General features: G+C 36.7%; 23 protein-coding genes and 1 tRNA gene. 15 read left to right on the forward strand and 9 right to left on the reverse strand.

Annotation, left to right across the window (positions count from 1 at the left end):
* Positions 1-15: 15 nt before the first annotated feature.
* Positions 16-1,797, forward strand: a complete 1,782-nt coding sequence (gene ftsZ, locus C3V44_RS00840) for a cell division protein FtsZ (protein WP_106095199.1) — start codon at positions 16-18, stop codon at positions 1,795-1,797.
* 101 nt (positions 1,798-1,898) lie between these two features.
* Here the strand turns inward: ftsZ and C3V44_RS00845 are convergent, their stop codons facing one another.
* Genes C3V44_RS00845 through C3V44_RS00865 form a run of 5 tightly spaced genes read right to left on the reverse strand, consistent with a single transcriptional unit; the run spans position 1,899 to position 7,152 of the window.
* Positions 1,899-3,182, reverse strand: a complete 1,284-nt coding sequence (locus C3V44_RS00845) for a dihydrolipoamide acetyltransferase family protein (RefSeq protein ID WP_106095200.1) — start codon at positions 3,180-3,182, stop codon at positions 1,899-1,901.
* Positions 3,183-3,189: 7 nt separating this feature from the next.
* Positions 3,190-3,699, reverse strand: coding sequence for a DUF4252 domain-containing protein (locus C3V44_RS00850; protein WP_106095201.1), 510 nt, complete (start codon positions 3,697-3,699; stop codon positions 3,190-3,192).
* A gap of 15 nt (positions 3,700-3,714) precedes the next feature.
* Positions 3,715-3,939, reverse strand: a complete 225-nt coding sequence (locus C3V44_RS00855) for a hypothetical protein (RefSeq protein ID WP_009419794.1) — start codon at positions 3,937-3,939, stop codon at positions 3,715-3,717.
* A gap of 17 nt (positions 3,940-3,956) precedes the next feature.
* Positions 3,957-4,244 carry a hypothetical protein gene (locus tag C3V44_RS00860; protein ID WP_106095202.1) on the reverse strand — a complete coding sequence of 96 codons (288 nt, stop codon included), beginning with the start codon at positions 4,242-4,244 and terminating at the stop codon, positions 3,957-3,959.
* A gap of 55 nt (positions 4,245-4,299) precedes the next feature.
* Complete coding sequence (locus tag C3V44_RS00865; protein WP_106095203.1) at positions 4,300-7,152, reverse strand: DEAD/DEAH box helicase; 2,853 nt, start codon at positions 7,150-7,152, stop codon at positions 4,300-4,302.
* A 487-nt stretch (positions 7,153-7,639) separates the two neighbouring features.
* On the opposite strand from C3V44_RS00865, the gene htpG reads away from it, so the two are divergent.
* The 14 genes from htpG to C3V44_RS00940 all read left to right on the forward strand — a co-directional run bounded on the left by htpG (position 7,640) and on the right by C3V44_RS00940 (position 22,440).
* Positions 7,640-9,535 (forward strand): molecular chaperone HtpG, encoded by a 1,896-nt coding sequence (htpG, locus tag C3V44_RS00875; RefSeq protein ID WP_106095204.1) that lies wholly within the window; start codon positions 7,640-7,642, stop codon positions 9,533-9,535.
* A gap of 222 nt (positions 9,536-9,757) precedes the next feature.
* Positions 9,758-10,495 carry an EthD domain-containing protein gene (locus tag C3V44_RS00880; RefSeq protein WP_106095205.1) on the forward strand — a complete coding sequence of 246 codons (738 nt, stop codon included), beginning with the start codon at positions 9,758-9,760 and terminating at the stop codon, positions 10,493-10,495.
* Between the two features lie 116 nt (positions 10,496-10,611).
* Complete coding sequence (locus tag C3V44_RS00885) at positions 10,612-11,184, forward strand: alkylphosphonate utilization protein (protein ID WP_106095206.1); 573 nt, start codon at positions 10,612-10,614, stop codon at positions 11,182-11,184.
* A gap of 77 nt (positions 11,185-11,261) precedes the next feature.
* Positions 11,262-12,809, forward strand: coding sequence for an exo-alpha-sialidase (locus tag C3V44_RS00890; RefSeq protein WP_106095207.1), 1,548 nt, complete (start codon positions 11,262-11,264; stop codon positions 12,807-12,809).
* Between the two features lie 137 nt (positions 12,810-12,946).
* Positions 12,947-14,416, forward strand: coding sequence for an IMP dehydrogenase (guaB, locus tag C3V44_RS00895; RefSeq protein ID WP_106095208.1), 1,470 nt, complete (start codon positions 12,947-12,949; stop codon positions 14,414-14,416).
* 160 nt (positions 14,417-14,576) lie between these two features.
* Positions 14,577-15,905, forward strand: a complete 1,329-nt coding sequence (locus tag C3V44_RS00900; RefSeq protein WP_106095209.1) for a TrkH family potassium uptake protein — start codon at positions 14,577-14,579, stop codon at positions 15,903-15,905.
* A gap of 3 nt (positions 15,906-15,908) precedes the next feature.
* Positions 15,909-16,559: a TrkA family potassium uptake protein gene (locus C3V44_RS00905; protein WP_002672690.1), complete on the forward strand. Its 651-nt coding sequence runs from the start codon at positions 15,909-15,911 to the stop codon at positions 16,557-16,559.
* A gap of 262 nt (positions 16,560-16,821) precedes the next feature.
* The gene (locus tag C3V44_RS00910) at positions 16,822-17,154 is read left to right on the forward strand and encodes a hypothetical protein (protein WP_106095210.1); all 333 of its coding nucleotides are present in this window, start codon (positions 16,822-16,824) and stop codon (positions 17,152-17,154) included.
* 95 nt (positions 17,155-17,249) lie between these two features.
* A complete protein-coding gene (locus tag C3V44_RS00915; RefSeq protein ID WP_106095211.1) occupies positions 17,250-17,792 on the forward strand; it encodes a hypothetical protein in 543 nt (180 codons plus the stop codon).
* A 135-nt stretch (positions 17,793-17,927) separates the two neighbouring features.
* The gene (locus tag C3V44_RS00920) at positions 17,928-18,395 is read left to right on the forward strand and encodes a hypothetical protein (RefSeq protein ID WP_002672685.1); all 468 of its coding nucleotides are present in this window, start codon (positions 17,928-17,930) and stop codon (positions 18,393-18,395) included.
* A gap of 153 nt (positions 18,396-18,548) precedes the next feature.
* Positions 18,549-18,839 (forward strand): ATP-dependent Clp protease adaptor ClpS, encoded by a 291-nt coding sequence (locus C3V44_RS00925; protein WP_106095212.1) that lies wholly within the window; start codon positions 18,549-18,551, stop codon positions 18,837-18,839.
* 51 nt (positions 18,840-18,890) lie between these two features.
* Positions 18,891-19,667 (forward strand): 3'-5' exonuclease, encoded by a 777-nt coding sequence (locus tag C3V44_RS00930; RefSeq protein WP_106095213.1) that lies wholly within the window; start codon positions 18,891-18,893, stop codon positions 19,665-19,667.
* Positions 19,668-19,697: 30 nt separating this feature from the next.
* On the forward strand, positions 19,698-21,896 hold the full coding sequence (locus tag C3V44_RS00935; protein WP_009419105.1) for a bifunctional (p)ppGpp synthetase/guanosine-3',5'-bis(diphosphate) 3'-pyrophosphohydrolase: 2,199 nt from the start codon (positions 19,698-19,700) through the stop codon (positions 21,894-21,896).
* Position 21,897: 1 nt separating this feature from the next.
* A complete protein-coding gene (locus tag C3V44_RS00940; RefSeq protein WP_048746307.1) occupies positions 21,898-22,440 on the forward strand; it encodes an RNA methyltransferase in 543 nt (180 codons plus the stop codon).
* Between the two features lie 58 nt (positions 22,441-22,498).
* Here C3V44_RS00940 and C3V44_RS00945 read toward each other — a convergent pair.
* The 4 genes from C3V44_RS00945 to C3V44_RS00960 form a co-directional block, all read right to left on the reverse strand.
* Positions 22,499-22,571, reverse strand: a tRNA-Gly gene (locus C3V44_RS00945).
* A 230-nt stretch (positions 22,572-22,801) separates the two neighbouring features.
* Positions 22,802-23,323, reverse strand: coding sequence for an STM3941 family protein (locus C3V44_RS00950; protein WP_106095214.1), 522 nt, complete (start codon positions 23,321-23,323; stop codon positions 22,802-22,804).
* Position 23,324: 1 nt separating this feature from the next.
* A complete protein-coding gene (locus C3V44_RS00955) occupies positions 23,325-24,380 on the reverse strand; it encodes a heparan-alpha-glucosaminide N-acetyltransferase domain-containing protein (protein WP_106095215.1) in 1,056 nt (351 codons plus the stop codon).
* A gap of 206 nt (positions 24,381-24,586) precedes the next feature.
* Positions 24,587-26,680, reverse strand: coding sequence for a carboxy terminal-processing peptidase (locus C3V44_RS00960; protein ID WP_106095216.1), 2,094 nt, complete (start codon positions 26,678-26,680; stop codon positions 24,587-24,589).
* Between the last annotated feature and the right edge of the window lie 5 nt (positions 26,681-26,685).

Below are 26,685 nucleotides of genomic sequence, written 5' to 3' on the forward strand. Positions count from 1 at the left end.
TATGATTTTTTTGATATGAATTCGGACATTCAATTTGATTTGCCAAAGAATATTAGTAACTATATCAAAGTTATTGGCGTAGGAGGCGGAGGGTGCAACGCCGTGAATTTCATGCACAACGAAGGTATTAAAGGGGTAGATTATGTGGTCTGTAATACAGATGCACAAGCTTTGGAAAACAGCCCTATCCCTAATAAAATTCAATTAGGAGTTACCCTTACTGAAGGATTAGGAGCAGGAGCCAATCCTGATATTGGTGAAAAAGCGGCTCTTGAAAGTATTGAGGATATCCAACGTACTTTGGAAGGGAATACCCAAATGGTGTTTATCACAGCTGGTATGGGTGGTGGAACAGGAACTGGAGCAGTGCCCGTAATAGCTAAGCAAGCTAAGGATATGGGTATTCTTACTGTTGCTATTGTAACTACTCCATTTAATTATGAAGGCTTAAAACGTAGTCGACAAGCACAAGCGGGTATTAAGAAACTACGTGAATGTGTAGATTCTCTTATTGTTATTAATAATAATAAAATCAACGAAATATACGGTGATTTGAGTATTAAAGAGAGTTATGGAAAGGCGAATGAGATATTATTAAAAGGAGCTAAAGGTATGGCTGAGGTAATCAGTAAGCATTACCTTGTAAATATCGACTTACGTGATGCACGTACTGTACTTGAAAACGGGGGTACGGCTATTATGGGCTCAGCCTCAGCTGAAGGTGATAATAGAGCTTATGAAGCCGTAGCAGCTGCTTTAAACTCTCCTTTACTAAATGATAATAAGATAGCAGGTGCTAAAAATGCTCTTCTTTTGATTACTTATGGTAAAAAAGAAGCAACTCAACGTGAAGTTACTGAAATAAGTAGTTTTATTCAAGAGCAAGCAGGTGATAATATGGCTGACCTTATCTATGGGATAGGTGAAGATGAATCATTAGGAGAAGCTATTTCTGTGATAGTGATTGCCACAGGCTTTGATGCTGACCAACAACAAGAAATAGTGAACGCTGAAACCAAAAAGGTAATTCATATTCTTGAGGAAAATCAAACAGCTACTCGTGATTTAACAGAGCCCAAAGGAACTGTGGTTAATGCTATAAGTAGCAGTTATCCTATTTCCTCAATTTCTGAAATAAAAAAAGAGTCTTCGCTATCAGATTTATTTAATATTTGGGTGGATTATGAAATAGTTACTGCTGTAAATGATGAGTTTGTAATAGTAGATAAGTCCATTCCTAAAAAGAATAGTTTTCAGACTGTTGAAAAAAAAGCTGAAGTGCAAATCCAGCAATCAACATCAGTAAAACACGAAGAGCCCCAAAAAGAAGCTCCAATTATTCACCAATTGAGTGAGGATATTCATAAAGAAGCTCCTCAAGTAGAACGCCGGAAGAATCCTCCTGTTGTAAATCAAGAGGGAGAAATTCGTTATACTTTAGAAGACTATACAGAGCTTGAAAGAACTTTTATAGAAGCAAAGCCAACCTCTTTTACAGAAGATAAAAACTCAAACGAGTTTATTCTTTATAAGAAAGAAGAGGATTCTAAGTCCAAAACTTCTCCTTCTTCAGGTCAATTAGATATGTTTGCAGAAGAAGAGGATATAGAGTCTTCTTTGAACCCTATTGACAGTAGAATCTCTGATGTAATGAAACGCTCTCGTTCCAATCGTTTGCAAGATTATAACTACAAGTTTGGAAGTAATAATCAATCACGTACCTCTATGGGGAAAGATAGCGCAGGAGAGATGCAAATAAGAAAAAACAATTCTTATTTACACGACAATGTAGATTAGTTTTAAAGGACTCATCTATGAGAAAAACCATATTCTAATAAAAACGGGAAGTTTTAATTAAACTTCCCGTTTTTCTATATAATCACATTATTAAAATTATTTTATAGTACTCTATTCATATCCCACTCTTCAAGATATTTAGCTACACGCTGTACAAACATTCCTCCTAAGGCTCCATTTACAACACGATGGTCATAACTGTGAGAAAGTATTAGTTTATAACGAATCCCTATTGTGTCTCCTTCTGGAGTTTCAATTACAGCAGGAACTTTTTGGATAGCTCCTATTGCTAAGATACCTACTTGTGGCTGATTAATAATAGGAGTGCCAAACAAAGTGCCAAATGAACCTATATTGGTTACTGTATATGTACCATCTTTCACTTCATCGGGCTTGAGTGCATTAGCACGAGCTCTATTAGCAAGGTCATTTACTACTTTTGCCATACCTCTTAAACTGAGCTCATCAGCGTTTTTTATAACGGGAACAATTAGGTTACCGTCTGATAGCGCAGTAGCCATACCTATATTAATATTTCTCTTCTTGATAATGCTATCTCCTTCTACTGAGACATTCATCATAGGAAAATCAACAAGTGCTTTGGCAACCACTTCCATAAAGATAGGTGTAAAAGTGAATTTCTCACCTTCGCGCTCTTCAAATGCATTTTTTACTTTATTGCGCCATTTCCATATACGGGTTACATCTACCTCAATAAAACTTTGTACGTGTGCTGAAGTAAGTTTGCTTTTTAGCATATGTTCTGCAATGAGTTTACCCATACGGCTCATCTCAATTCGTTCTTCACCGCGTTTGGTATAAACTCTCTTATCGGCAGGAGTAGCATCGAAAGTAGCTGAAGGCTTTGCTTTTCCTTGTGTCCTATGCGATAGATAGTCAAGAATATCACTCTTGGTTACGCGGTCGTTTAACCCCGTTCCTTTGATGCTGTCTAACTCACTTAAACTGATACCTTCTTTCTTAGCGATATTCTTTACCAAAGGTGAATAGAAACGCTCTGTTTTGCTGAAGTCTATTTGTGGCTGAGCTGAGGTACTTTGTTGTATGTTAGCAATGTTCTTTTCTAAACTTGCAACCGATTGTTGTACAACATCAAGCGCCTCTCCAGAAGTGCTAATCTCTTCTTGTGTCTCAATAATAGCTATTACTTCACCTACTTTCACGACGTCATTCACTTGAAACTTGATTTCAGCCAATATACCCGACACATCAGTAGGTACTTCAGTATCTACTTTATCTGTGGATACTTCCACAATACTTTCTTCGGCTTCTACAGGATCGCCTACTTTTTTTAGCCAGTTGGTAACAACAGCCTCTGTTACACTTTCTCCTAATGAAGGGAAAATTAATTCATATCTTGCCATTTTCCTGCTACTTTATTTCTTTAACCTCTTGTGGGAGGTTCATATTTTTGGTTAATACGCTTATTTTATTAAGGTCTATATCGCCTGTGAGCGATAATACTATAGTTTGTTTTGAAGTCTCGGTCGGTTCTACAAGCATTAGCAGTTCCGATACGTGGGTAGCATCTTTCCCTTCTTTGGTGTAGAATTTCACATTTTGAGCTTTGTCTTTTACTCGCATTAATTCTGATAGCCCTGCTGTTTTAAGGTACTGTTGTGCTTCTGTTTTCATTAGCCCAGCAGCCGTTTTATTTTCAGTCGTGAATATCTTCATTCCTTTGAGCTTATTAGCAACTTCCATAAACTCTTTAGCTTCCGCATCTTTACTGTCAATTTTTGATAGCATCTGAAACATCTTCTGCGATACTACCACAGTGCTAATATCTTTACTGGTTTCTAACTTTTCAAAGGCTGTTTGTCCGTTAACAGCTATAGTCACCCAAAAAGCAGATAGCATTAATATTTTCTTTATTTTCATAGTAACAATATGTTGTTAATGTTCTTTAACAATTTTGTTTTTAGTTTCTTCATATTCTTTGAGGTATTGCACTTTCTCAGCGCCTTTATTATATTCCTCTGAGAGTATTAAAAGCCCTTTTCTTATTACTTGGTAGTTGTACTCTGCTTCTTTGTATTCGCGTTGCTGTTTCACCCAATAAAAAGAGCCTAATCCTATCGCCACCGCTATGAGTACACAAATTGCAATAGTTTTTTTCATATTTTCTTGTAACTTTGTTAATGTCTTCTGAATATTGATAAATCAAAGTCAAGGAAGTAAAGAGTTATCAATATTAATACTAATAACACTATCCAAAAAGTTTTGTTTACCCCTGCGTTTTTTCGGTTGCGACTCTCACTGCGGATAGAACGCCATTCTTCCGTGAAGTGGTTCGTCACAGTTTCGCGGTCTTTGCGAATGCGTGAGCCTATCTCAAAAGGGTTGCCTTCTTCCTTCCCTTCGTAGTAACGAGGAGTATAGTTAAAGCGCTTGTTCTTTGGTAATTTAAATAATCTAATCTTCATAATAATGCAAAGGTAAAAAATAATTGATAATTAACAATAAAATATTGCACAAAAATTATTCCAATAAGCTATCAATTTGTTCCATTACTTCCTTAATGATGTGATTTTCATCGATAATGTTTTCGGAAAGTTCTGTTTTACTTTTCTGTAATTTGATGATTTTTTCCTCAATGGTATCCTTGCTCACAAAGCGTATTACGTTCACTTTATTTTGTTGCCCTATACGGTGAGCCCTCCCAATAGCTTGCTTTTCAGAAAACGGATTCCACCACGGGTCTAATAACAAAACATAAGATGCCTGCGTGAGATTTAACCCTACCTCACCTGCTTTAAGCGAAATGAAAAAGAACGATATAGTAGGATTGTTCTGAAACATCTCTACTTGGTTCTTGCGCTCAAACGAAGGTGTTTCGCCTGTTAGTTTAGCATATTTTATCCCTTTTTTGTTACACCATTCTTCATAAAGTGCTAAATGACTCACAAAACTGCTAAAAATAAGTGCTTTTCGAGATGATTGTAGCAATTCCTCCATATAATTTATCACTTCTTCGTACTTTCCTGATGCAATTTTACTCTCTTTGTCTACTAATTTAGGGTGTAAGCTTATTTTTCTAAGCCTCATTAGCATATTTAGAGTATTAAATTCAGAGATTGGCTCATTAATTTGTAAAAGCTGGTTACGCACTTTCGATTTTTCTGTTTCATACCATTTGTGTTGGGCTTCACTCATAGGACAGTAGATAATTTGCTCTTCCATTTCTGGCAAATCGTCAAGCACTTGCTCCTTTGTCCGCCTTAGTAAAAACGGACTGATAATAGTCTTTAACTCCTCTAAGGCTTGTGTGTTTTTCTTTCTGCTGATTTCCACTTCATAGTTCTTGTAAAACGAAGCATAACTTTTCAGTATATTCGGATTGATAAATTGCATCTGCGACCATAAGTCACTGAGTGAGTTCTCAATAGGTGTCCCACTCAGCGCAATGCGATGAGTCGCTTTTAAGGTGTGTATTGCTTTGAATGTCTTTGAGTTCTTGTTTTTAATACGCTGGCTTTCATCTAAAATGATATACCTAAATTCGTACTTTTGGAAGAGTTCCACATCGCGTTCTACTATCGGATAACTGGTAAAAACCACATCGTAATTGCCTAAGCGTTTGGCTTTTACTTTTCGGTCAGTCCCCACGTATTGTGTGCATTTAAAATGTGGGGCAAACCTTTTAGTCTCGTCATACCAATTAAAAATAAGCGATGAAGGCAGAATAACCAATACTTTTAGAGCCTCTTTACTCTTTTCTATCCCTGAAAAAAGGTCGGCAGTTTCAGTCGCTTTTTCGGGTAAAGCATCGTGTATAGCCACCAATAAGGCAATGGTTTGTAGTGTTTTCCCAAGTCCCATATCATCAGCAAGGCACGCCCCAACACCATTGTAATAGTGTTGTAAAAGCCACTCCACACCCTCTATTTGATACGGACGTAAGGTAGCTCGTAGGTTAGGCGAGGGGGTATAACTCACTTTTTCTACTAAGTTCTGAGGTTTTATCTCGGGTACAGCTTCCAAGAGTGCATAGTTACTCTTGCTAATTTGCAGTTTTTCCTGCCTAATTTGTGCATATTTGGCAATACTACCAAACTTACTAAACCATTCTTGAGGAATAATGAAGGCTTTCCCATCAGGAAGTAAGTAAATAGGGTTATTTTCTTTTAAATTCTTGATTAAATCTTTAAAATGAAAGCTATTTTCTCCTTGTTTAACTCTTATATTGAGGTCAAACCAATCGTTTTCGGTACTTGTTTCTGCAAAAATGAGCTCAGGCAGATGTTCACTGATCTCTTTTCCACTTTCTATGCTAAAAGTATGAAAGCCAAAACCTGCTTCTTCCAAATCTTTTTTGCAGTGCAACAGATGAAAATACGAAGCAAAAGGGTCTTTACTTTCAACTGAAAAAGTACCTCCGTCGTTCACAAAACCTAACTGTTCCAAAAGGCGATACTTTCTTGTTTCTTCTTCTTTATTTCGTTGGTAATTATATATTTTTATATCGTTATTGGGGCTTATTTCTAAGTTCGACTGATTGTTTTTCGCTTGATTACTGTTAAAAGTATAACCATTGTAATCAAAGTGTATGTATATTTTGTAATGATTGGCAAAGAAATCGTATAAAATATCCAATTCACTACCTTTTAATTCATTCTGAGTAATAATTTTAAAGCCTTTTGCTTCTACCTGTGCATCTCTAAGTACTTTTTTAAGGAATTTCTCAAAGTATTCGGGGAAAGTTTTTTCGGGAATAAAGGTACTTTCTTTATTCAAAAAAGGTTTAAGGTGCGAAGCTTTAATATGTGCTACTCGCACTACTTGCCCTTTGAGTACAATCCAAGCATATGAGTTGTTCAGCAGTTCGATACGGCTTTCACAAGGCAATAATTTTTCATCGTCTTTCTGTAACAACAACCGGTAACTAATACCTTTTTCAATTTTTGTAAATTCCAATAAAGGTTCAATTATATTCGTGCTTATGGGTAGTATTTTCTTGCTGATATCGTCTTTGTGATTGTGGTTAGTAGTGATAAACAAACTATTTTCTACAATAATAGAAAGTAATTCAGCCGTTTTTTCTTCTATTTGTTGCTGAATATGCTTTTTTATTAGGGCATTTTTGTATATTTCCTCAAAACTATCCCCTTTTTTGATGTATTTTTGATGTAGAATATTAGGTTGTAGACTATTTACGATACTTAAAGCTCTTTCTTCACTTTCTGATAGTTCAAAGTTAGTCAAACTATGTAATACTTCTGTGGTAGCTTTCTTGTAAAACGAGGCGTATCCGTTTTGTTTTTCGGCTAAATAAGCATTAGGCAAAGCTAGTTCTATGGTAGGGTGAAAGCTAAAATCAAAAAATAAAAACATAACTCAATAATGTAACTGCTGTAAGGTTTTGTATTCAGCGGACAAAGGTACAGTATTTTTACAGGAATAAAAAAACTAAGAGCCCTCTTTTTATCAACATCGATAGGAAAAAACCTTTATTGAACAATACTTTGCAAGATATTTGTCCTCACTTTGCGAAAATTTCAAACTTTGGCAAAGTTAAAACTTGATATATTATATCTTCACCTTACCTTTATTTTATCACCATTTATTCTTCGTTCATTGTTCGTCTTTTGTTCGTTCATTGTTCGTTCATTGTTCGTCTTTACGTCGCTGTAATTCCCCTTTTGGAGGGGGGTAGGGGGAGGTTTTCTTCGTCTTTTCTCTATCTGCCCGTGCGGCTCGCACCTGCCATTTTGTCACCTTCCCCTACTTTGGTACTCTTTTCGCTATATTCCCCCTAGTAAATAACAAATTAAGAGAAACGAGTCCTACCTCTTATCTCTTACTTCTTAACTAAATAAAAATGAAAGGAAATATAAACGTCTCTGTGGAAAACATCTTTCCACTTATTAAAAAATTCTTGTACAGCGATCACGAGATATTCTTACGCGAACTCATCTCCAACGCTACCGATGCAACCCTTAAACTGAAACACCTCACTACTATAGGCGAGGCAAAAGTGGAATATGGGAACCCTATCATCGAAGTGAAGGTCGATAAGGACAATAAAACCCTCCATATAATCGATCAAGGTATCGGTATGACCGCTGAAGAGGTCGAAAAGTACATCAACCAAATTGCCTTTTCAGGAGCTGAGGAGTTTTTGGAAAAATATAAAGATACTGCCAAAGACGCCGGAGTGATAGGTCATTTTGGATTGGGCTTCTACTCTGCTTTTATGGTAGCCAAACAAGTGGAAATCATCACCAAATCCTATACCGATGCTCCAGCCGTGCGTTGGGTATGCGACGGTAGTCCTGAATTTACCTTAGAGGAAACCGACCTGCGCACCGAACGCGGTACTGAAATTATCTTGCACATCGCCGATGACTCTACTGAGTTTTTGGAAGACTTCCGTATCGAAGAGTTATTGCGCAAGTACAACCGCTTTATGCCTATCCCAATTAAATTTGGCACAAAACAAGAGCCGTTACCTCGTCCTGAAAATGCCTCTGACGACTATAAAACGGAATATGTAACGGTTGATAATATCATCAATAACCCTAATCCTGCTTGGACGAAACAGCCAGCCGATTTGAAAGATGAGGATTATAAGGCGTTCTATCACGAACTCTATCCAATGCAGTTCGATGAACCTCTTTTCTACATTCATCTGAACGTAGATTATCCGTTCCATCTTACCGGTATTCTCTATTTTCCTAAGCTCACTAACGATATGCAGTTACAGAAAGACCGCATACAGTTGTATCAAAACCAAGTATTTGTTACCGATAACGTCGAAGGTATAGTGCCCGAGTTCTTAACAATGCTCAAAGGGGTGATAGATTCGCCAGATATTCCGCTAAACGTATCGCGTTCTTACCTCCAATCCGATGGTAATGTAAAGAAGATTGCCAATTACATCACTCGTAAGGTAGCTGATAAGCTGAAATCACTCTTTACTAATAATCGCGACGACTTCCAAAACAAGTGGAATGACATTAAGATAGTGCTCGAATATGGAATGCTTACCGATGATAAATTCTACGAAAAAGCAGCCGATTTTATGTTGTACCCCACTACCGATGGCAAGTATTACACTTTGGCAGAACTAAAAGAAGCAATAAAAGCTGAACAAACCGACAAAAATGGTACTTTGGTAGTGTTATACGCTCAAAATAAAGAACAACAATACACAGCTATTGAGCAAGCCAAAGAAAAAGGCTACGAAGTGTTGTTGTTGGATAGTCCTATCGTATCGCACTTGATACAGAAGTTAGAAAGTGATAATGAGAAACTTACTTTCACCCGTGTAGATGCTGCTCCTGTAGCTAAGCTGATACAAAAAGAAGAACCTATCATTGCTAAACTTTCCGACGAAGAGAAAAACACGCTGAAAGCTGAAATCGAGAAGGTAATTCCTAAAGAAGGCTATATGGTGCAGTTAGAAGACTTAGACAGCGATGATACGCCATTCGTTATCAATCAACCCGAGTTTATGCGCCGTATGAAGGAAATGAGTGCTACCGGAGGAGGTGGTATGTTCGCTATGGGAGGTTTCCCCGAAGTGTATCACGTAGTAGTAAATAGCAATTCTCCTTTAGCCGATGCTATCCTCCACTCTAAAGATGAAGTTCAAAAAGAAAGCCTTATCAAGCAAGCCTTTGATTTAGCACGACTTTCACAAGGTCTCCTCAAAGGTAAAGAACTTGCCGACTTTGTAAAGAGAAATTGGGAAATTAACAAATTAGCAAATTAGTAAATGAACACCATTACACTTTGCCAAAGGTTTTAGTAGCTTGTCGTGCTACGACTTTTGGCAAAGTTTTTTGTCGCTACACTTTGCTAAAGTTTTAGACTTTGGCAAAGTTGAATATAATGATAGTTAGGTATTTTTACAATATATTTTATAGAAACGTTTTGTAAAATTCCTTACAATTTTTTAGACAATCTTTTAATTATTCTGATAACTTATATTGATATGTTTAAGATTATAATGTTTGTGCGCAAGAAACAGCATCTTAGCACAGAAGAATTTATAAAACTATGGGAAGCACATTCTCAAAAAGTAATAAACTATAAAGAAGCCCTATTGATAAAGGATTATGCTAAAACATTTCCTTTTCAACCTACTGATGAAAAATCGTCTACACAGCGAGAAACCCTCCCTTTTACCTTTGATGCTATGGGTGAGTTGTGGTATGAAAGTAAAGACGATTTTCTCAGAGCCCGCAACACTCCTGAGGGGCAAAAAGCCTTAGCCGACCTCCGTGCCGATGAACTCAAATTTGTAGATATGGCAAACTCCGTAATGTGGCTCGGTACTGAGAAAAAAATATTTGATAAATTACCTTTTGAAGCTAAGAGTTGGACAGTTCTCGATGAGTATTTCTATTTGTCAGATTATGCAGGAAATAGTGTAACAGACTTTGATAAGTTAATAGCTTTGTTTTCTGAAGATATTACAATGTTAAGTGCCGATGGTTCACAAATGAAAGGGAAAACTGCAGTAATCTCTTTTTTTAAACAATTCTTTGAAAGGAATAAAACTACAAAACACCTTTGGGAAACCATTAAAGTTACTGAAAATACTCTTGAGACTCATTGGGCTGTCTCAGGAAAACGAAAAGATGGTACTTTCTTTGCCTTTAAAGGTAAAGATACAGCAAAACTAAATTCAGAAGGTAAAATCAATTATTTAAAAGTAGAGTTTTTATAATAAAAATCATCACACGCCGGCACGAGCTACAAGCTCGTGCCTCTTTTTTTTGTAGTTCAGAGAAAACTCCCTATATTTGCACATTAATTAATCGAAAATCTACAAATTAAATTAAGATGTTACAAGAACTAAAATCTCGTAGTGGTAATTGTTGTGATCTCTGTGGAGCTACTGAAAACCTAAGTGTATATACAGTGCCTCCTGCTAGAAACGAAAGTACAGATGATAGCCTTTTAGTATGTGGTACTTGCCTTAGTCAAATACAAAATCCCGAAACGATGGATAGCAACCATTGGCGTTGCCTCAACGATAGTATGTGGAGCGAACACCGCCCTGTAAAGATAATGGCGTGGCGTCTTCTCAACCGACTCAAAAACGAAGGCTGGTCGCTCGACCTTCTAAATATGATGTATTTAGATGAGGAAGAATTGGCTTTTGCCCAAGCCTCCGACGACCATTTGGAAGAGAGCGAAAAGGTAATTCACAAAGATAGCAATGGGGCAGTACTCGCTAATGGTGATAACGTTGTGCTTATCAAAGACCTGAAAGTAAAAGGCACTAGTATGACAGCTAAACAAGGTACTGTTGTGCGCAAAATCACTCTCGACCCCGAAAATGCTGAATATATAGAAGGCAAAGTTGATGGACAACAAATCGTTATCCTCACTCAATACGTGAAAAAGGCATAATATTGTATGAGTTTACATCACAACTTTGTCAAAGTCTATAATATTAATAATCAATCTCTAAATCAACAAATTAACAAATGAAACAACTATTTACCATTATTGCATTATGCTTCCTTAGCTTTGGTTATGCCCAAAAAGGAATGACTTTTTCCCAAACACAAATGCCTTTGGCTACTGATAAAGATAATCCTATTACCTCATTTGTACTGCCTGTAAAGCAAGGGACAGAGATAAAAGAAATTTCTTTGCAGTTTAAAAGTAAAAAGCTCAATCTATCTGAACTCTCTGTTTATGTAGGTGCTAACGCTAAAAGAGAACAAGCAACACTTTTTGCTAAAACTTCAAATCTCGGTTGTAATACCAAACTACAAGGAAATTTCAAAGCTACTAATGATACCCTTTTTGTTTGGTTTTCTGCCCGTACTACTCAAAAACCAGACCTCTTACAAAAACTGTACTTATCAAAGATAAAACTCATCACTAATGACGCAAAAATCACGCTCAACAATGCTAAAAAAGAAGGACAGCGCTTTGCTATTGCCCTTCGTCAGCGTAAGCAAGACGGCATAGAATGCTACCGTATACCAGGGCTTGTAACCACTAATAAAGGTACACTGATAGCCGTTTACGACAATCGTTACAACAACTGCAAGGATTTGCAAGAAGATATCGATGTAGGAATGAGTCGCAGTACTGATGGCGGACAGACGTGGGAGCCAATGAAAAAAGTGATTGATATGGGCGAATGGGGAGGAAAACCTAACCGTCTTAATGGAGTAGGAGATCCCGCAGTTTTGGTAGATGAGCAAACTAATACTATTTGGGTGATGGGCTTGTGGCAGCACGGCTTAGATCCTCAAACAATGAGTTGGTGGGGCTCTAAAAGTGGAATGACTCCTGAGGAAACAGGACAAATAGTAGTAGTAAAAAGTGAAGACGATGGCAAAACGTGGAGTGAACCTATCAATATCACCTCTCAAATCAAAAATCCTGAATGGAGGCTCTTTTTCCAAGGACCTGGAAGAGGTATCTCAATGAGTAATGGTACCTTGGTGTTTGCAGGGCAGTTTAAAGATAAAGACCAAGTGCCTCATTCTACCATTATTTACAGCAAAGACCACGGCAAGACGTGGCACGTAGGAACAGGAGCCAAATCACACACTACCGAGTCGCAAGTGGTAGAACTCTCCGATGGTTCACTAATGCTCAATATGCGTGACGACCGCAATCGCTCTAATTATGAACTTTCTGATAATTATCACGGGCGTTCAGTGGCTGTTACTGCCGATATGGGCAAAACGTGGATAGAGCACAACACTTCCCGCACTGCCCTCACCGAGCCCAATTGTATGGCAAGTATTATCTCATATAAGGACAAAAAGGGAAAACAGTATTTATTCTTCTCTAATCCTAATGATGCAAAGAATAGAGTAAATATGACTATCAAAACAAGTAACGACGAAGGTAATACTTGGGATAAACTACCTTCAATATTGTTGTATGAACAAGCAGCTATGGGCTATTCTTGTCTTACGGTAATAGATAATAAATACATAGGTATTCTTTACGAAGGTGATGGAGATTTGTATTTTCAAAAAGTGCCTATCAGAGAGTTTATCAAGTAAAGCAAAAGAATTTATAACCTTAATAGAGACGATACTCTTTATATCGTCTCTATTTGTTTGATTTAAAATACTCGAAAAATTTGCTTCGTATATAAAAAAGAAGTACATTTGCACGCAACTAAATTCTCTTTTTTAAAATGAATTTCCAAGATAAAATTATTAATGAAGGATTTACCTATGATGATGTCCTTCTTATCCCTAATTATTCTGAGATATTACCTCGTGAAGTATCGATAACCTCACGTTTTACCCGTAACATCACCCTGAATGTACCCATTATCTCAGCGGCTATGGACACTGTAACCGAAGCTGCTATGGCTATAGCTATGGCACGTGAAGGAGGCATAGGAGTGCTCCATAAAAATATGACTATTGAGGAGCAAGCCAAACAAATACGCAAAGTAAAACGTGCCGAAAGCGGTATGATTATCGACCCTGTTACGCTTCCTTTAAACAGCAAAGTGAGTGATGCAAAACGTTGTATGAAAGAAAACAATATTGGCGGTATCCCCATTGTTGATGCCGGCGGAATCTTAAAAGGCATTGTAACTAACCGCGATTTACGCTTTGAACACGATAATAATCGCCCGATAACTGAAGTAATGACCTCTAAAAACCTCGTGATTGCCAACGAAGGCACTTCTATGAAGGAAGCTGAGGGTATTTTACAACGCAGTAAGGTAGAAAAACTTCCCGTAGTAGATAAAAACTACAAATTAGTAGGTCTTATTACTTTCCGAGACATTGCCAACTTGCAAGAAAAATCTATTTCTAACAAAGATAACTTAGGGCGCTTGCGCGTAGCAGCAGCCTTAGGTGTTACTGCCGATGTGGTAGACCGCGCCGAAGCCCTTGTACAAGCAGGAGTTGATGCCGTAGTTATCGATACAGCTCACGGACATACGAAAGGCGTAGTGAATGCTCTTAATGCCGTAAAAAGCAAGTTTACCGACTTAGAAATAGTGGTAGGAAACATTGCCACTGCCGAGGCTGCCCTTTATTTAGCCGAAAATGGCGCTGATGCAGTGAAAGTAGGCATAGGTCCAGGCTCTATATGTACTACCAGAGTGGTGGCAGGCGTGGGTTATCCTCAATTATCAGCGGTGATGAACGTTGCAAACGCTCTTAAAGGCAAAGGAATCCCTGTGATTGCCGACGGAGGCATTCGCTACACCGGAGATATTGTAAAAGCTATTGCCGCAGGTGCCAATAGTGTGATGCTTGGCTCTCTGCTTGCTGGCACTAAGGAATCACCGGGGGAAACTATCATTTTTGAAGGCAGAAAATACAAATCTTATCGTGGTATGGGCTCGGTAGAAGCGATGAACCAAGGTAGTAAAGACCGCTATTTCCAAGATGTTGAAGACGATATCAAAAAACTTGTACCCGAAGGTATTGTAGGGCGCGTGGCATACAAAGGCGAACTACAAGAAAGTATGCATCAATTCATCGGAGGCTTGCGCGCAGGTATGGGATACTGTGGTGCCAAGGATATCGAAACGTTGCAAGCCGTGAGTCGCTTTGTGCGCATCACTGCAAGCGGAATTACCGAAAGCCACCCCCATAATATTACCATCACCAAAGAAGCTCCTAATTATTCACGTTAATAAACGAATATAACTTCCATAAATGAGGCTGTCTGCAAAGATTAGACAGCCTCATTTATGTAATAAATAACAAAAAAGTGCCTATCAATAATATATTTTATACTTTTGCAATCTGATATAACAAACTTTTCAGATGGATAAACAATAAAAATTGACCCCAATGTTAAAAAGAATATCCCCTTATAACCTTATAATGCTTTCGTTTATTGGCTTAATAGTCGTAGGTGCTTTGCTTTTGATGATGCCTTTTGCACATACGCCTCAGAAAGATATTTCTTTCCTCGAAGCACTTTTTACAGCTACTTCGGCGGTTACCGTTACGGGGCTTTCGGTGGTAGATATAGGAGCGACCTTTACTATTTACGGCAAACTTATTTTACTAGTGCTTATCCAGTTTGGCGGATTGGGAGTGCTTACTATTTCCTCTGTTTTGGTATTGCTCATTTCTAAACGCATTGGTTTTTATACTAAACGATTGGTTGCCGAAGGGCTTAATCACAACAAAAGTTACGATATTTATGCCGTAGCAAAGCGTGTGGTGTATATTACTTTGATTTTTGAAGCTACGGGAGCAATATGTTTGTTTGTTTCTTTCGTTCAAGATTACCCTTTGGGCCAATCGATATTTTTTTCGGTGTTTCACTCAGTATCCGCTTTTTGTAATGCAGGTGTTTCTTTGTTTCCTCATAGCTTCGAAGGCTATACTTACAATGTTTTTGTGAATATTATCATCGCTTTTTTGATTATTTTTGGTGGTTTGGGATTTACAACCATTATTCAAGCCTATGAATACTTGCGAAAAAAGAGACAAAGACTCGATATTAACTCACAATTTTCAATTTTGATGACAATAATATTGCTCGTTGCGGGTACGTTTCTGTTTTTTACCTTAGAATATAAAAACTATCACACGCTTTACGGAAAAACTTTCTTTGGTCAGATGCTTATTAGCTTTTTTCACTCTGTAAGTTTGCGTACAGCAGGTTTCGATACGATTCCGTTGGAGCATTTAAGCAGTGCTACCATTCTTTTTTGCGTAACGTTTATGTTTATAGGGGCATCGCCAAACTCCACAGGTTCTGGCGTAAAAACTACTACTATTGGCATCTTATTTCTCGGTATTAAAACAGCATTACTCAATAAGAACTACATCGAATTTTCTAAGAGGCGCATCTCTTGGAAACTCTTTAATAAAGCCTCGGCACTCGTGTTTATTGCGATGATGTATGTGATTATAATGATTGTAATCCTCACAGCCTTAGAACCCGATTTTGAATTTACCAAAATAGCTTTTGAACTCATTTCGGCATTCAGCACTTGCGGACTTTCAACCGGAATTACTCCACAATTAGGCGTTTGTTCGAAATTTATTTTGATATTTACAATGTTTTTAGGTAGGGTAGGACCGCTTACCATTGCGCTTGCCTTGTCGAGACCACGTGCCGAAGGAAATTACAAATACCCAAAAGAAAATATTTTAATAGGATAGATTATGAAGAATTTTTTAGTCATAGGATTAGGAGAATTTGGCAAATCGGTAGCCAAAACACTCTATAAGAACAAAGCCACTGTGCTAGCAATAGATTCGCGTGAGGGCGTTATCAAGCAAGCTCTCAATGAAAATATCATCGAAGAGGCAGTGATTTTGGACGCTACCGATGAAATTGCCCTCAAAAACGTAGTGAAAGACGATTTCGACACTGCTTTTGTGAGCGTAGGCGATAATATTCAGGCGAGTATCCTTATTACTTTGCAGTTAAAGGAATTGGGGTTGAAAAATATCATTTGCAAAGCCGTAAACCACACACAAGAAAAGGTTTTATACAAAATAGGCGCTACACAAGTAGTATTTCCAGAGGAATTAATGGGCGAAAAAGTAGCCTATTCCGTTTTGCGACCCACTATTATAGAATATTTTAAGTTTGCCGAAGATTATTTTATCTATGAAGTAAAAGTACCCAAGAGTTATATAGGAAAATCGTTGATGGAACTCAATTTGCGACACAAGTATGAGATAAATATTTTGGCAATAAAGCATTCTGATGGCAAAATGAACGTAACGCCCGACCCAAATGCCAAACTTAGCAAAGACGACCTTTTGGTAATACTCTCCAATACCAATGTAATTGATAGAATTGTGTAAAAAAATGCTTTTTTATGCTAAAAAATAGCTTACAGAAGCAATATTTTAGCTTCTGTTGCTATCTCGATAGCTTCCATAATCAAACTGAATGCTTCCATAATCAATATTTTAGATTATGGAAGCAATATTTTTGCTCCTGTTGACAATATTTTAGATTGCAGAAGCAATCTATATTGCTTACAGAAACAATATTTTTGATTATATAAGCAATATTTATGATTATAGAAGATAATTAAATGATTTATAATTTAAATTAAAATATATGAATTCAAATAACAATAAATGTATCATATGTGATAAAAAAGCAGATGCTAAAGGGTCTCATATTGTACCTGCTAACTTATTAAAAAGTAGTATAGGAGAAAGATATAGAGAAGAATCTTATGAGATTAATGCAACTAAAGCAACAGTTGAATCATATTTTGGAAGAGAAAACCCTAAAAACACGTCTACTGAAATAAAAAGAAATCCTTATGTAAGAGATTATATTTTATGTCAAAAATGTGAAAAAGAACTTTCTAAATTAGAAAGTGATTTTTCACAGGAATTTTTGAATAAATTTAGAGATGAAAATATAGACAAAACTTTAAAATAGAAGTATATGATGATAATATCAAAGTATTTACCCCTAAAAGAATTGATAAAAATAAAATATATGCTTTTTTATACTCTGTTATATATAGATATTGTATGGATTCGGGTATTTATGAAAACGATTATTGTATAAAAAATGATGAATTAGAGAAAATAAAATCATATTTAAAAGAATATATATATGGAGATTCTGAAATAGCAAATAAATATATTGAAGAATTTGGTTTAGTAATTTTATTTAATGAAGAAATACGAAATGATAATTTTGTTGGTGAAAAAATAGAAAATAATAAGCCATATTTATTTCTTTTTAATGAAGTTATATTGATGTTGTTAAATAATGACGTTGATAAAAAAGGAAAATTTTTATTTGATAAAGTTGAAAATAGTATAATTAGTGAGAATGAAATTAAAATTATTGTTGATAATAAATGTTTTAATGTTTTTCTAAAACTACATAAGGATTATGTTTCAAAGAATTATGTTTTTAATGAAATTAATAAGTTATGTTTATTAAATGGTAAAAGTTTTCAAGAAAATAATCTTGAATTGATAGAAGAAATAAATAAGGTGGACGATTCTGAAGAGCTTGCTTTTAGAAAGGCGTGTAAGATTTTAGAAAATAAATATTCAAAATAATGACATTGTTATATCTATCAAGATATTCAAAATAATGGAAATACTTAAATATGTTAAACTTTTGTTAAAACATTTGTTTTTCCAAACAAAAATTCGTTCCTTTGTGGCGTTATTAACCCATTAAATATTTTTGCTATGGGAAATTTGATAAATGCAACCTTATCAGAAACTGATAAAGAAAGTGTAAAAACAAAACTTTCAGAAGTGCAACAGCTCTTGAACTTTTTAATAGCGTTGCCAGCAGATCAAAAAAGAGGCGGTGCCTCTATGGGACAAAAAAGTGTGGAATTTGTAAACCTCGCTTTGCGTGGCGCCAATCATTTTCCGCAATATTTGTTGCAATCGTTTAACAAAGCTGAGTTTGAAAACGATGTGCATTTAATAGACCAGTTGTGGGATATCCGCGTATTGGTAGCTTCCTTGCTCGAAAAGCTCGACGATACCATTTATGCTGCTTCTTCCGATGCTATGCAAACAGCTAACGAGGTATATACCTATTTGAAAACATCAGCTAAGAAAGACGCTTCGGTAAAAGCATTGGTAGACGAAATGGGAAAACGTTACGGCAAGAAAAAAGCTAAAAACGGACTTACCGATAAGTAATGCTATGGTAAAAAAAGGACAAAACGCCAAAAGAAGGCACTTTCTTTTGGCGTTTTTGTGCTTATAACCTTTGCTAAAATCCCATTATATTCGGTTAAGCATTTGCACAATTCATTTATTTACCATACTTTTGTATCATCATAAAAACAATTTATGCTACGAAATAATTATCAAGAAGAAACTTTTGACGAAGGTGATATAACGGAATTTTTGGAAGGCGAATGTCATCTCATTTTATACAATGATAATGTCAATACCTTCGACCACGTTATTGATACCTTAGTAAAGGTTTGTCATCACACCTTTGAACAAGCCGAGCAATGCGCTATTATTGTGCATTTCAAAGGAAAATGCGATGTAAAATCAGGAAGTTATAGCTTCCTTAAACCGCTCTGCACCGCGCTTCTTAATGCGGGACTCTCAGCCGAAATAGAAGAAGTATAATTTTTTTATCTTAAACTATTTGTTCTTAACTTTTAACTATTCATTAAAATCGTGGAACTAAAATTATCAAAACCTATTTGTTTTTTTGACCTTGAAACTACGGGCATCGATATTACCAAAGACCGAATTGTTGAAATATCTATCTTGAAAGTCTACCCCAATGGCAATAAGGAAAGCAAAACGTGGTTGGTAAACCCTACTATTCCTATCCCCAAAGCTGCCTCAGATGTGCACGGCATTACCGATGAGCGCGTTGCGGGTGAGCCTACTTTTAAAGAGCTTGCCAAGCAAATTCATAATATGATAAAAGATTCCGACCTTGCTGGCTACAATTCCGACCGCTTTGATATTCCTTTGCTTGCCGAAGAAATGTTGCGTGCCGAAGTAGATTTTGATTTGGGAAACCGCGTATCGGTAGATGTACAAACTATTTTTCACAAAATGGAACAGCGCACCCTCTCGGCAGCCTATAAATTCTATTGTGGTAAAGACCTTATTGATGCGCATACGGCTTCGGCAGATACCAATGCCACTTATGAAATCCTCAAAGCCCAGCTCGACCGTTATGACAACTTAGAGAACAACATCAAAAAGCTCAGCGAGTTTACTTATCGCAAACAAATAGCCGACTTTGCTGGTTTTATTGGTTATAATGACAAAGACGAAGAAATCTTTACCTTTGGGAAACACAAAGGTAAACGTGTAGAAGATATTTTTGACGAAGAACCAGGATATTTTGGTTGGCTTCTCGGTGCCGACTTCCCGTTGTATACCAAAAAAATCCTTACGGCTATCAAACTCCGCAAATTATCGGCTACTATTAAATAGATTTTTGAAAATCCTCTTTTGTTCTTTGCTATGGAAACAAACATCGACTTAGAAGAAGAAAACAAAGCCATTGCGCGCGAGTATAAAGAACTCTTGCGTATCAGCTATCAAACCCTGAGTGATGAAGATAAAAAGCTCATTCGCTTGGCGTTTGACACCGCTGTTGATGCGCACAAAAACCAACGCCGAAAAAGTGGGGAACCTTACATTTTTCACCCTATTGCCGTAGCTAAAATTGTCGCTTCACAAATAGGATTAGACGCCGTAGCCATTGCGTCGGCTTTGCTACACGATGTAGTAGAAGATACTGACTATACGATTGAAGATATGGAACGGCTTTTTGGTAACACTGTAGCACATATTGTGGAAGGACTTACCAAAATTTCGAGTATGAGCCGTGAAAATGATATCTCTTTACAAGCCGAGAACTTCCGAAAGCTCCTCCTCACGATGAACGACGATGTGCGTGTGATTCTCATCAAAATTGCTGACAGACTCCACAATATGCAAACGATGGATTCGATGGCAGAATACAAACAAGCCAAAATAGCTTCGGAAACACTCTATATTTATGCACCTATTGCTCACCGCATTGGCTTGTATAACATCAAAACAGAATTAGAAGACCTTGCCCTTAAATACACTGACCCCGAGCGCTACAATAGTATCCTAAACAAAATGGAGGAATCCAAAGAAGAACAACAGGAATACATTGAGGCGTTTACCAAAATCGTTGAAACCTCTTTGACACAACAAAAAATTGATTATTCCATCAAAGGGCGACCCAAATCAATCTATTCTATTTACAGAAAAATGGAATCGCAAGGTGTGAGTTTTGAAGAAGTTTACGATAAATTTGCGATTCGCATCATCTATAAAAGTGAACCAGCCGAAGAAAAGTTTTTGGCTTGGAAAATATACTCTATTGTTACCGACCACTTCCGTCCCAATCCCACCCGATTGCGCGATTGGATTTCCTCACCCAAATCTACAGGTTACGAAGCCTTACACATTACCGTAATGGGTCCAAAAGGCAAATGGGTAGAGGTGCAAATACGCAGCGAACGTATGCACGAAATCGCTGAAAAAGGTTATGCAGCCCATTTTAAGTATAAACACGGTGACCAAAAAGAAGAAGGCATCGAAATGTGGCTTAATAGGTTGCAAGAAATCTTTGAAAACAGCGAGGCAAATGCGGTGGACTTTGTAGAAGACTTTAAACTCAACTTGTATTCCAAAGAGATTTTTGTCTTTACCCCTAATGGCGAGATAAAATCCCTCCCGAAAGGCGCAACACCCTTAGATTTTGCTTTTTATATCCATACAGGAGTGGGCTTAAAAACGCGGGGAGCTAAAGTAAACAATAAATTAGTGCCCTTAAACTATGTGTTAAAGAGTGGCGAAACGGTGGAAATCATCACTGCCGAAAATGTAAAACCTACTAAAAACTGGCTCAACTATGCCACCACAGCGAAAGCTCGTAGTAAGATAAAAAATGCTTTAAAAGAAGAGACAAAAACCGTTGCCGCCGAAGGGAAAGAGATTTTAGTACGAAAATTAAAACAATTGAAGATTACTCTCAACGAAGAAGTGATGAATGAGATGGTGAGTTACTTCAAAACAAAAACGAGCTTAGATATTTACTATCAAGCAGGCACGGGAGAAATCAGCAACCAAATGCTGAAAGACTTTGTATCGCATCGCACATCTTTCTTTGGCTTATTCAAAAATAAAGCAGTAAAAAAACCTACTGACGAACCCATTTATTCGCCCAACGTTCACTATGATAGCATTGTGTTTGGCAAAGAAGAAGAATCGTTAGACTATACTTTTTCAAAATGTTGCAATCCTATCCCTGGTGATCCCATTTTTGGATTCGTTACTATCAACGAAGGGGTGAAGGTACACAAAAAAACTTGTCCGAATGCTATTTCGATGCAATCGAATTACGCTTATCGTATCATTCAAGCCAAATGGGTAAAATCTGATGAAAGAGATTTCAAAGTGAGTCTTAAAATTAGTGGTATTGACCGCGATGGACTCATCAGCGATATCTCAAAAGTGATTTTGGACAGCAAATTTGTAAAGCTTACCAACATTAATATTGATACCGAAGGCAATGTATTCAGCGGGAAAGTCTCTATTTCTATCAACAATAATGCTACTTTAAAGAAATTGATGCAAGATATTAAGAACATTAAAGGAGTAGATAAAGTAAACAGACTCTAATATGCGAAAATTAGCAAATAGTGAGCTCAATAGGTTGGATATTGAGCAATTTAAGAAGGCAGAAAAGACACCTTTAATAGTAATTTTGGATAATGTGAGAAGTTTGAACAATATAGGTTCTGTTTTTCGCACTTGCGATGCTTTTTTAATTGAAAAGATATACCTCTGTGGGATTACCGCCACTCCCCCAAACAAGGAGATTCACAAAACAGCTTTGGGTGCGACTGATAGTGTAGCGTGGGAATATGTAGAAAACACACTTTCGGCAGTAGAAAAGCTAAAAGAGCAAGGTGTTTATATTATTAGCATTGAGCAAGCTGAAAATTCCACAATGCTGAATGATTTTCAGCCTAACGGAAAGCAAAAATATGCTATTATCTTTGGCAACGAGGTAAAAGGAGTGGAACAAGAAGTGGTTTCAGCTTCTGATGAGGTGATAGAAATTCCACAGTATGGTACTAAACATTCTCTGAATATTTCGGTAAGTGCAGGAATTGCTATTTGGGAGTTAGCAATGAAGCTCAGGAAGCATACAATGTTATAAAAATAGAAATGATAAACAAAAAGCCTGATAACATATTGTTATCAGGCTTTTTTTGTAGAGCGGGAGACGAGGTTCGAACTCGCGACATTCAGCTTGGAAGGCTGACGCTCTACCAACTGAGCTACTCCCGCAATTACAATGATATAAATGATTTTTCGAGTGCAAATATACGGGCATTTGCTATTATATTCCAAATTTTTTAAAACTTTTTTATTGTATTTTCTGTAAATAAAAAAGTAAAGACTTATAAATCAGTGATTATTTTTCTCATTACTTTTCTTCTGATAAAGATAAAGACAAACGAATGAAGATAAAATTTTACGTAAGGTTTTTAAATGTATATTTATACTGATTTTTATCTTTATTTATAAGTAGCTAAACTTTCTAAAAGTAGCGAAACAAGTTCTTTATGACTGATTTTCATTGTGGAACTTGTAATACTGATAGGAGCTCCATACATTTTCTGACTCCGTTGCATCATCTTTTTTACAAAAAAGTTTTTTTCATTAGCAATAAGAGTTTCAGGATTTCTCACTTGTATCAAAATACTCTTGTTCCCTTTGATTTCTAATTCTTGAAAGCCTATTATTTCTTCCCAAGGAATAAGATAATACTTTTGTATTCTTATGTATAGGGCTTTTTCATCTATGGCAAGTACCCATTGATTGTTTAGCAAGTTTTTTATGATAAAAAATAGAGCTGTTAAAGCAAAAACTACAACGATAATACCTATAGCCTCTATAAAAACAATGTTTCTTTTGCCGTCTTTAGATAATCCATTGGCATTTAGAAAACAGAATAAGCCTATTGCTAAGAAAATAATGGTTAAGAATAGTAGAAAAATGTTTTTCTTTTTGCTGGTAAAGATTTCTATGGCTGCCATTTTATTTCTCAATGGTTTTCTTGTTTAAATATTTTTCTTTTATATATTTGCTGACTTTGTGATAATAGAATGAAAGAATTAAAATACCTATCACAAAGGCAATAGCACCTATCACAGCTTGGGTAGGGTTTAAGCTTTTATGAAGATAATAATCTAAGTTGAAATATGGAATAAAGTGATAGAGTGCAATGCTGTGAATGATGTAAATAGAAAGGGTGTTTTGCCCTATACGTTGTAAAAAATGGGCAGTAAGTACATTTCGTAAGATTACAAACACAGCAAATGTCCAAAGAGTATCACCCATTCTCAGAAAAAGAAAGCCATTGTGTGCTGAACTTTCAAAGTGTCCCCACCCTGTAATGTTATATAAGAAGTGAAATGTGTGATATTGGAAGTGAAAAATGGCTCCGATGCCAATAAGTAGTAGTGTATATACTGTATATAAGTGTTTGGCGTTTCTGTAATAGTAAAATAGCGATCCCATAAAGCCTCCTAAGGTTACAAAGCCTAACCACGGAAAAATGGTAAAGAAAGTACCGTATTTCGGAGTAAAGTAATTGGCTACTACTTGAGGTAACCAAGAGTATTCATATTGGTTATAGGTCTCGTTGAAGGTGAAAAGTAGTAAAGTAATGCCGATGAGCATTGTAGGAAGGAAATGCCTCACGTGATTTCTAGCTAATAAGTAGAGTCCCACCATTATGATGAGGGCTAACCCTATACAATGCAAAATATCTACGAAATAGATGCTTTTCCGCAAAATACACGCCACAGCTATAAGCATTAATCCGCGTTTTGCTCCTTTCTTCACGCGTGGGTTTTTGAGTCCTACACCACTGCGCTCGCCTTCTCGAATGAGCAAATAGGTAAAGATAAAGCCTGAAATGGTAAGGAATACAGGTGCGGTAATACCTGTGAAATAATGCCAAATATGATAGTAAGGGTTACTTTCGTCACAGTATGGTTCAGCAAGTAAAGCGGTGATAAAATGCCCTTGTAACATCATACAGATGGCATAAGCACGTATTACATCGATAAATATCAGTCGTTGCTTCATTATATTATCTAAGGTCTATTTTTTTTCTTGTAGTGGTAATGGTTCTTATTTCTATATATAATACTAAGTATCTTAAAACGCATTTCTATTTAGGTAACAGACAAAATGTAGTGCAAAGGTATAACAAATTTCCCATATACCCAAAATAAAAACATTGGCAAAGCTCCTCGCTCTGCCAATGTTTTTATAATGTATTACTTATTGTCTTATTTGTTCAAATCTTCCAATACTTTCACAGCTTCATCTATATACACATCTTTTTCAAGACTTTCGTGCCAACGATCACGACGTAATTTCAAGTCTTCACTGTTTTTTATTTTAGCCTCATCAGAAGATACTGAAGTGAATTTCAAGTTAGATTTGTAATCGTTAATTGCTTTAAACTTTTTAGATTGCTCTTCGTTTTTCTCAATTACTTTTTTGTAAGCCTCGTAGTTGAGAGGGAAAACATTGTCTTTCTGTTGCTGTTTTATCCATCGAGCGTTTTCGTCAATCAGCTTTAAGTATTGATTTTCACTGATGCGTTTTTTGCTGTTTTCTATTGCCTTATCAAAGTTAGCATTGTTAGTCCAAGGAGTGTACTTAGCAGGCTCTATTTTATCCCAAGGCATAGCGTTGGGCATATCGCGTTCGCCTATGTCAATATATTTGTATTTATCAGGCACTACGATATCGCTTTCTACACCTTTTAGCTGGGTAGACCCTCCGTTGATACGATAGAACTTCTGAATAGTAATTTTTATAGCACCAAGGTCGCCGTAATTGTTTTGGCGCAAGAAACTATTAAGGTCTACAAAACTTTGTACAGTACCTTTACCAAAGGTTTGTTTACCGCCTATGATGATAGCGCGTTTGTAGTCTTGCATAGCCGCTGCCAAAATCTCTGAGGCTGATGCCGAAAGCTCATTGGTAAGGATTACCAGCGAACCGTCCCATTGTGTTTTAGGGTCGTTGTCAGAGAGTACATCACGACTTCCGCGTGACGATTTTACCTGTACAATAGGCCCCTTAGGAATAAATAAACCTCCTATATCCACTACTGTTTTTAAGGAGCCTCCTCCATTGGTACGTAAATCTACAATAAGCCCGTCTATATTTTCTTTTTTGAGCTTTTCTATTTCAAGAGCCACGTCGGTTGCAGCATTGCGTTGGTTTACATCTTCAAAATCGATATAGAATTTAGGTAAGTTGATAAGTCCATAGCGTTTACCATTAGCAGTTATCACTGCCGATTTGGCATAAGTTTCTTCAATCTCTACCACATCGCGAATGATAGACACTACTTCTATTGTGCCGTCTACGCGTTTTACGGTAAGGCGTACTTCAGTGCCCTTAGGCCCTTTAATAAGTTTTACCGCATCGTCTAAACGCATTCCTACTACATCTACGGGCTCACCAGCTCCTTGTGCTACTTTTAAGATTTGGTCGCCTACTTCAAGGAGTTTACCTTTCCATACTGGCCCTCCCAAAATCACATTGGTAATAGCAATTCCATCAGTCTTCTTTTGTAATTGTGCCCCTATACCTTCAAACTTACCCGACATATCTCGGTCGAAACCTTCTTTGATGTCTGGTGCCATATAGTTGGAGTGGGGGTCGAAAGTCTCAGTAATAGCGTTCACAAACATACTGAACCACTCTTCACGAGTGATGTCGTTGTACATACTGAACATATCAGCCAATGTCTTTTGAGTAGCTTCTATCGATTCTTTTTTGAGCACCTCATTGGTTTTAGGCTGATATTTAGCGTCCTTTTCTTTCTTGCTCGCTTCTTCCTTTTGTTTAGTGATATAAGTGGAAAGCGTAGTGAAAATAATCACTTGTTTCCAGCGGTTTTGTAACTCAGCTTTGTTCTTTACAAAAGGCAACTTCTCATAGTCGGTATTAATTGTTTCATTGGTATTTAGGTTGATAGGTTTAGCAAAGATAGCTTTGGTAATTGCTTCTGCTTCTTTCATACGTTGTTTGAGGCGTTCGTAAGAAAGGTTGAAGAATGCAATTTCTCCGTTTTTCAAATCGTCGTCCAAACGGTTTTCGTACTTTTTAAACTCGTTGATATCCGATTGTAGAAAATAACGCTTCTGCCCATCAATATTATTCAAATAACTGTCAAATACTTTCTTAGAGAAAGCATCGTCCATTTTTATCGGACTAAAATGCGCGTTTTCCAGTACGTGTTGTACAATGTCCAAAAGTACTCTATCCTTGTCTTTATCTGGATTGTCAAATTTCTTACTTGTAAAACTACAAGACGCAAATGAAATAAATAATAAAAATAATACTGCTGAAATATTTTTCATTCTAA

The organism is Capnocytophaga sp. oral taxon 864, assembly GCF_002998835.1.
Taxonomy (GTDB): domain Bacteria; phylum Bacteroidota; class Bacteroidia; order Flavobacteriales; family Flavobacteriaceae; genus Capnocytophaga; species Capnocytophaga ochracea.

Excerpts from the sequence above, each read along its gene's own strand:
- ftsZ (WP_106095199.1), top strand. The coding sequence starts at position 16 with ATGAATTCGGACATTCAATTTGATTTGCCAAAGAATATTAGTAACTAT.
- C3V44_RS00845 (WP_106095200.1), bottom strand. The coding sequence starts at position 3,182 with ATGGCAAGATATGAATTAATTTTCCCTTCATTAGGAGAAAGTGTAACA.
- C3V44_RS00850 (WP_106095201.1), bottom strand. The coding sequence starts at position 3,699 with ATGAAAATAAAGAAAATATTAATGCTATCTGCTTTTTGGGTGACTATA.
- C3V44_RS00855 (WP_009419794.1), bottom strand. The coding sequence starts at position 3,939 with ATGAAAAAAACTATTGCAATTTGTGTACTCATAGCGGTGGCGATAGGA.
- C3V44_RS00860 (WP_106095202.1), bottom strand. The coding sequence starts at position 4,244 with ATGAAGATTAGATTATTTAAATTACCAAAGAACAAGCGCTTTAACTAT.
- C3V44_RS00865 (WP_106095203.1), bottom strand. The coding sequence starts at position 7,152 with ATGTTTTTATTTTTTGATTTTAGCTTTCACCCTACCATAGAACTAGCT.
- htpG (WP_106095204.1), top strand. The coding sequence starts at position 7,640 with ATGAAAGGAAATATAAACGTCTCTGTGGAAAACATCTTTCCACTTATT.
- C3V44_RS00880 (WP_106095205.1), top strand. The coding sequence starts at position 9,758 with ATGTTTAAGATTATAATGTTTGTGCGCAAGAAACAGCATCTTAGCACA.
- C3V44_RS00885 (WP_106095206.1), top strand. The coding sequence starts at position 10,612 with ATGTTACAAGAACTAAAATCTCGTAGTGGTAATTGTTGTGATCTCTGT.
- C3V44_RS00890 (WP_106095207.1), top strand. The coding sequence starts at position 11,262 with ATGAAACAACTATTTACCATTATTGCATTATGCTTCCTTAGCTTTGGT.
- guaB (WP_106095208.1), top strand. The coding sequence starts at position 12,947 with ATGAATTTCCAAGATAAAATTATTAATGAAGGATTTACCTATGATGAT.
- C3V44_RS00900 (WP_106095209.1), top strand. The coding sequence starts at position 14,577 with ATGTTAAAAAGAATATCCCCTTATAACCTTATAATGCTTTCGTTTATT.
- C3V44_RS00905 (WP_002672690.1), top strand. The coding sequence starts at position 15,909 with ATGAAGAATTTTTTAGTCATAGGATTAGGAGAATTTGGCAAATCGGTA.
- C3V44_RS00910 (WP_106095210.1), top strand. The coding sequence starts at position 16,822 with ATGAATTCAAATAACAATAAATGTATCATATGTGATAAAAAAGCAGAT.
- C3V44_RS00915 (WP_106095211.1), top strand. The coding sequence starts at position 17,250 with ATGGATTCGGGTATTTATGAAAACGATTATTGTATAAAAAATGATGAA.
- C3V44_RS00920 (WP_002672685.1), top strand. The coding sequence starts at position 17,928 with ATGGGAAATTTGATAAATGCAACCTTATCAGAAACTGATAAAGAAAGT.
- C3V44_RS00925 (WP_106095212.1), top strand. The coding sequence starts at position 18,549 with ATGCTACGAAATAATTATCAAGAAGAAACTTTTGACGAAGGTGATATA.
- C3V44_RS00935 (WP_009419105.1), top strand. The coding sequence starts at position 19,698 with ATGGAAACAAACATCGACTTAGAAGAAGAAAACAAAGCCATTGCGCGC.
- C3V44_RS00940 (WP_048746307.1), top strand. The coding sequence starts at position 21,898 with ATGCGAAAATTAGCAAATAGTGAGCTCAATAGGTTGGATATTGAGCAA.
- C3V44_RS00950 (WP_106095214.1), bottom strand. The coding sequence starts at position 23,323 with ATGGCAGCCATAGAAATCTTTACCAGCAAAAAGAAAAACATTTTTCTA.
- C3V44_RS00955 (WP_106095215.1), bottom strand. The coding sequence starts at position 24,380 with ATGAAGCAACGACTGATATTTATCGATGTAATACGTGCTTATGCCATC.
- C3V44_RS00960 (WP_106095216.1), bottom strand. The coding sequence starts at position 26,680 with ATGAAAAATATTTCAGCAGTATTATTTTTATTATTTATTTCATTTGCG.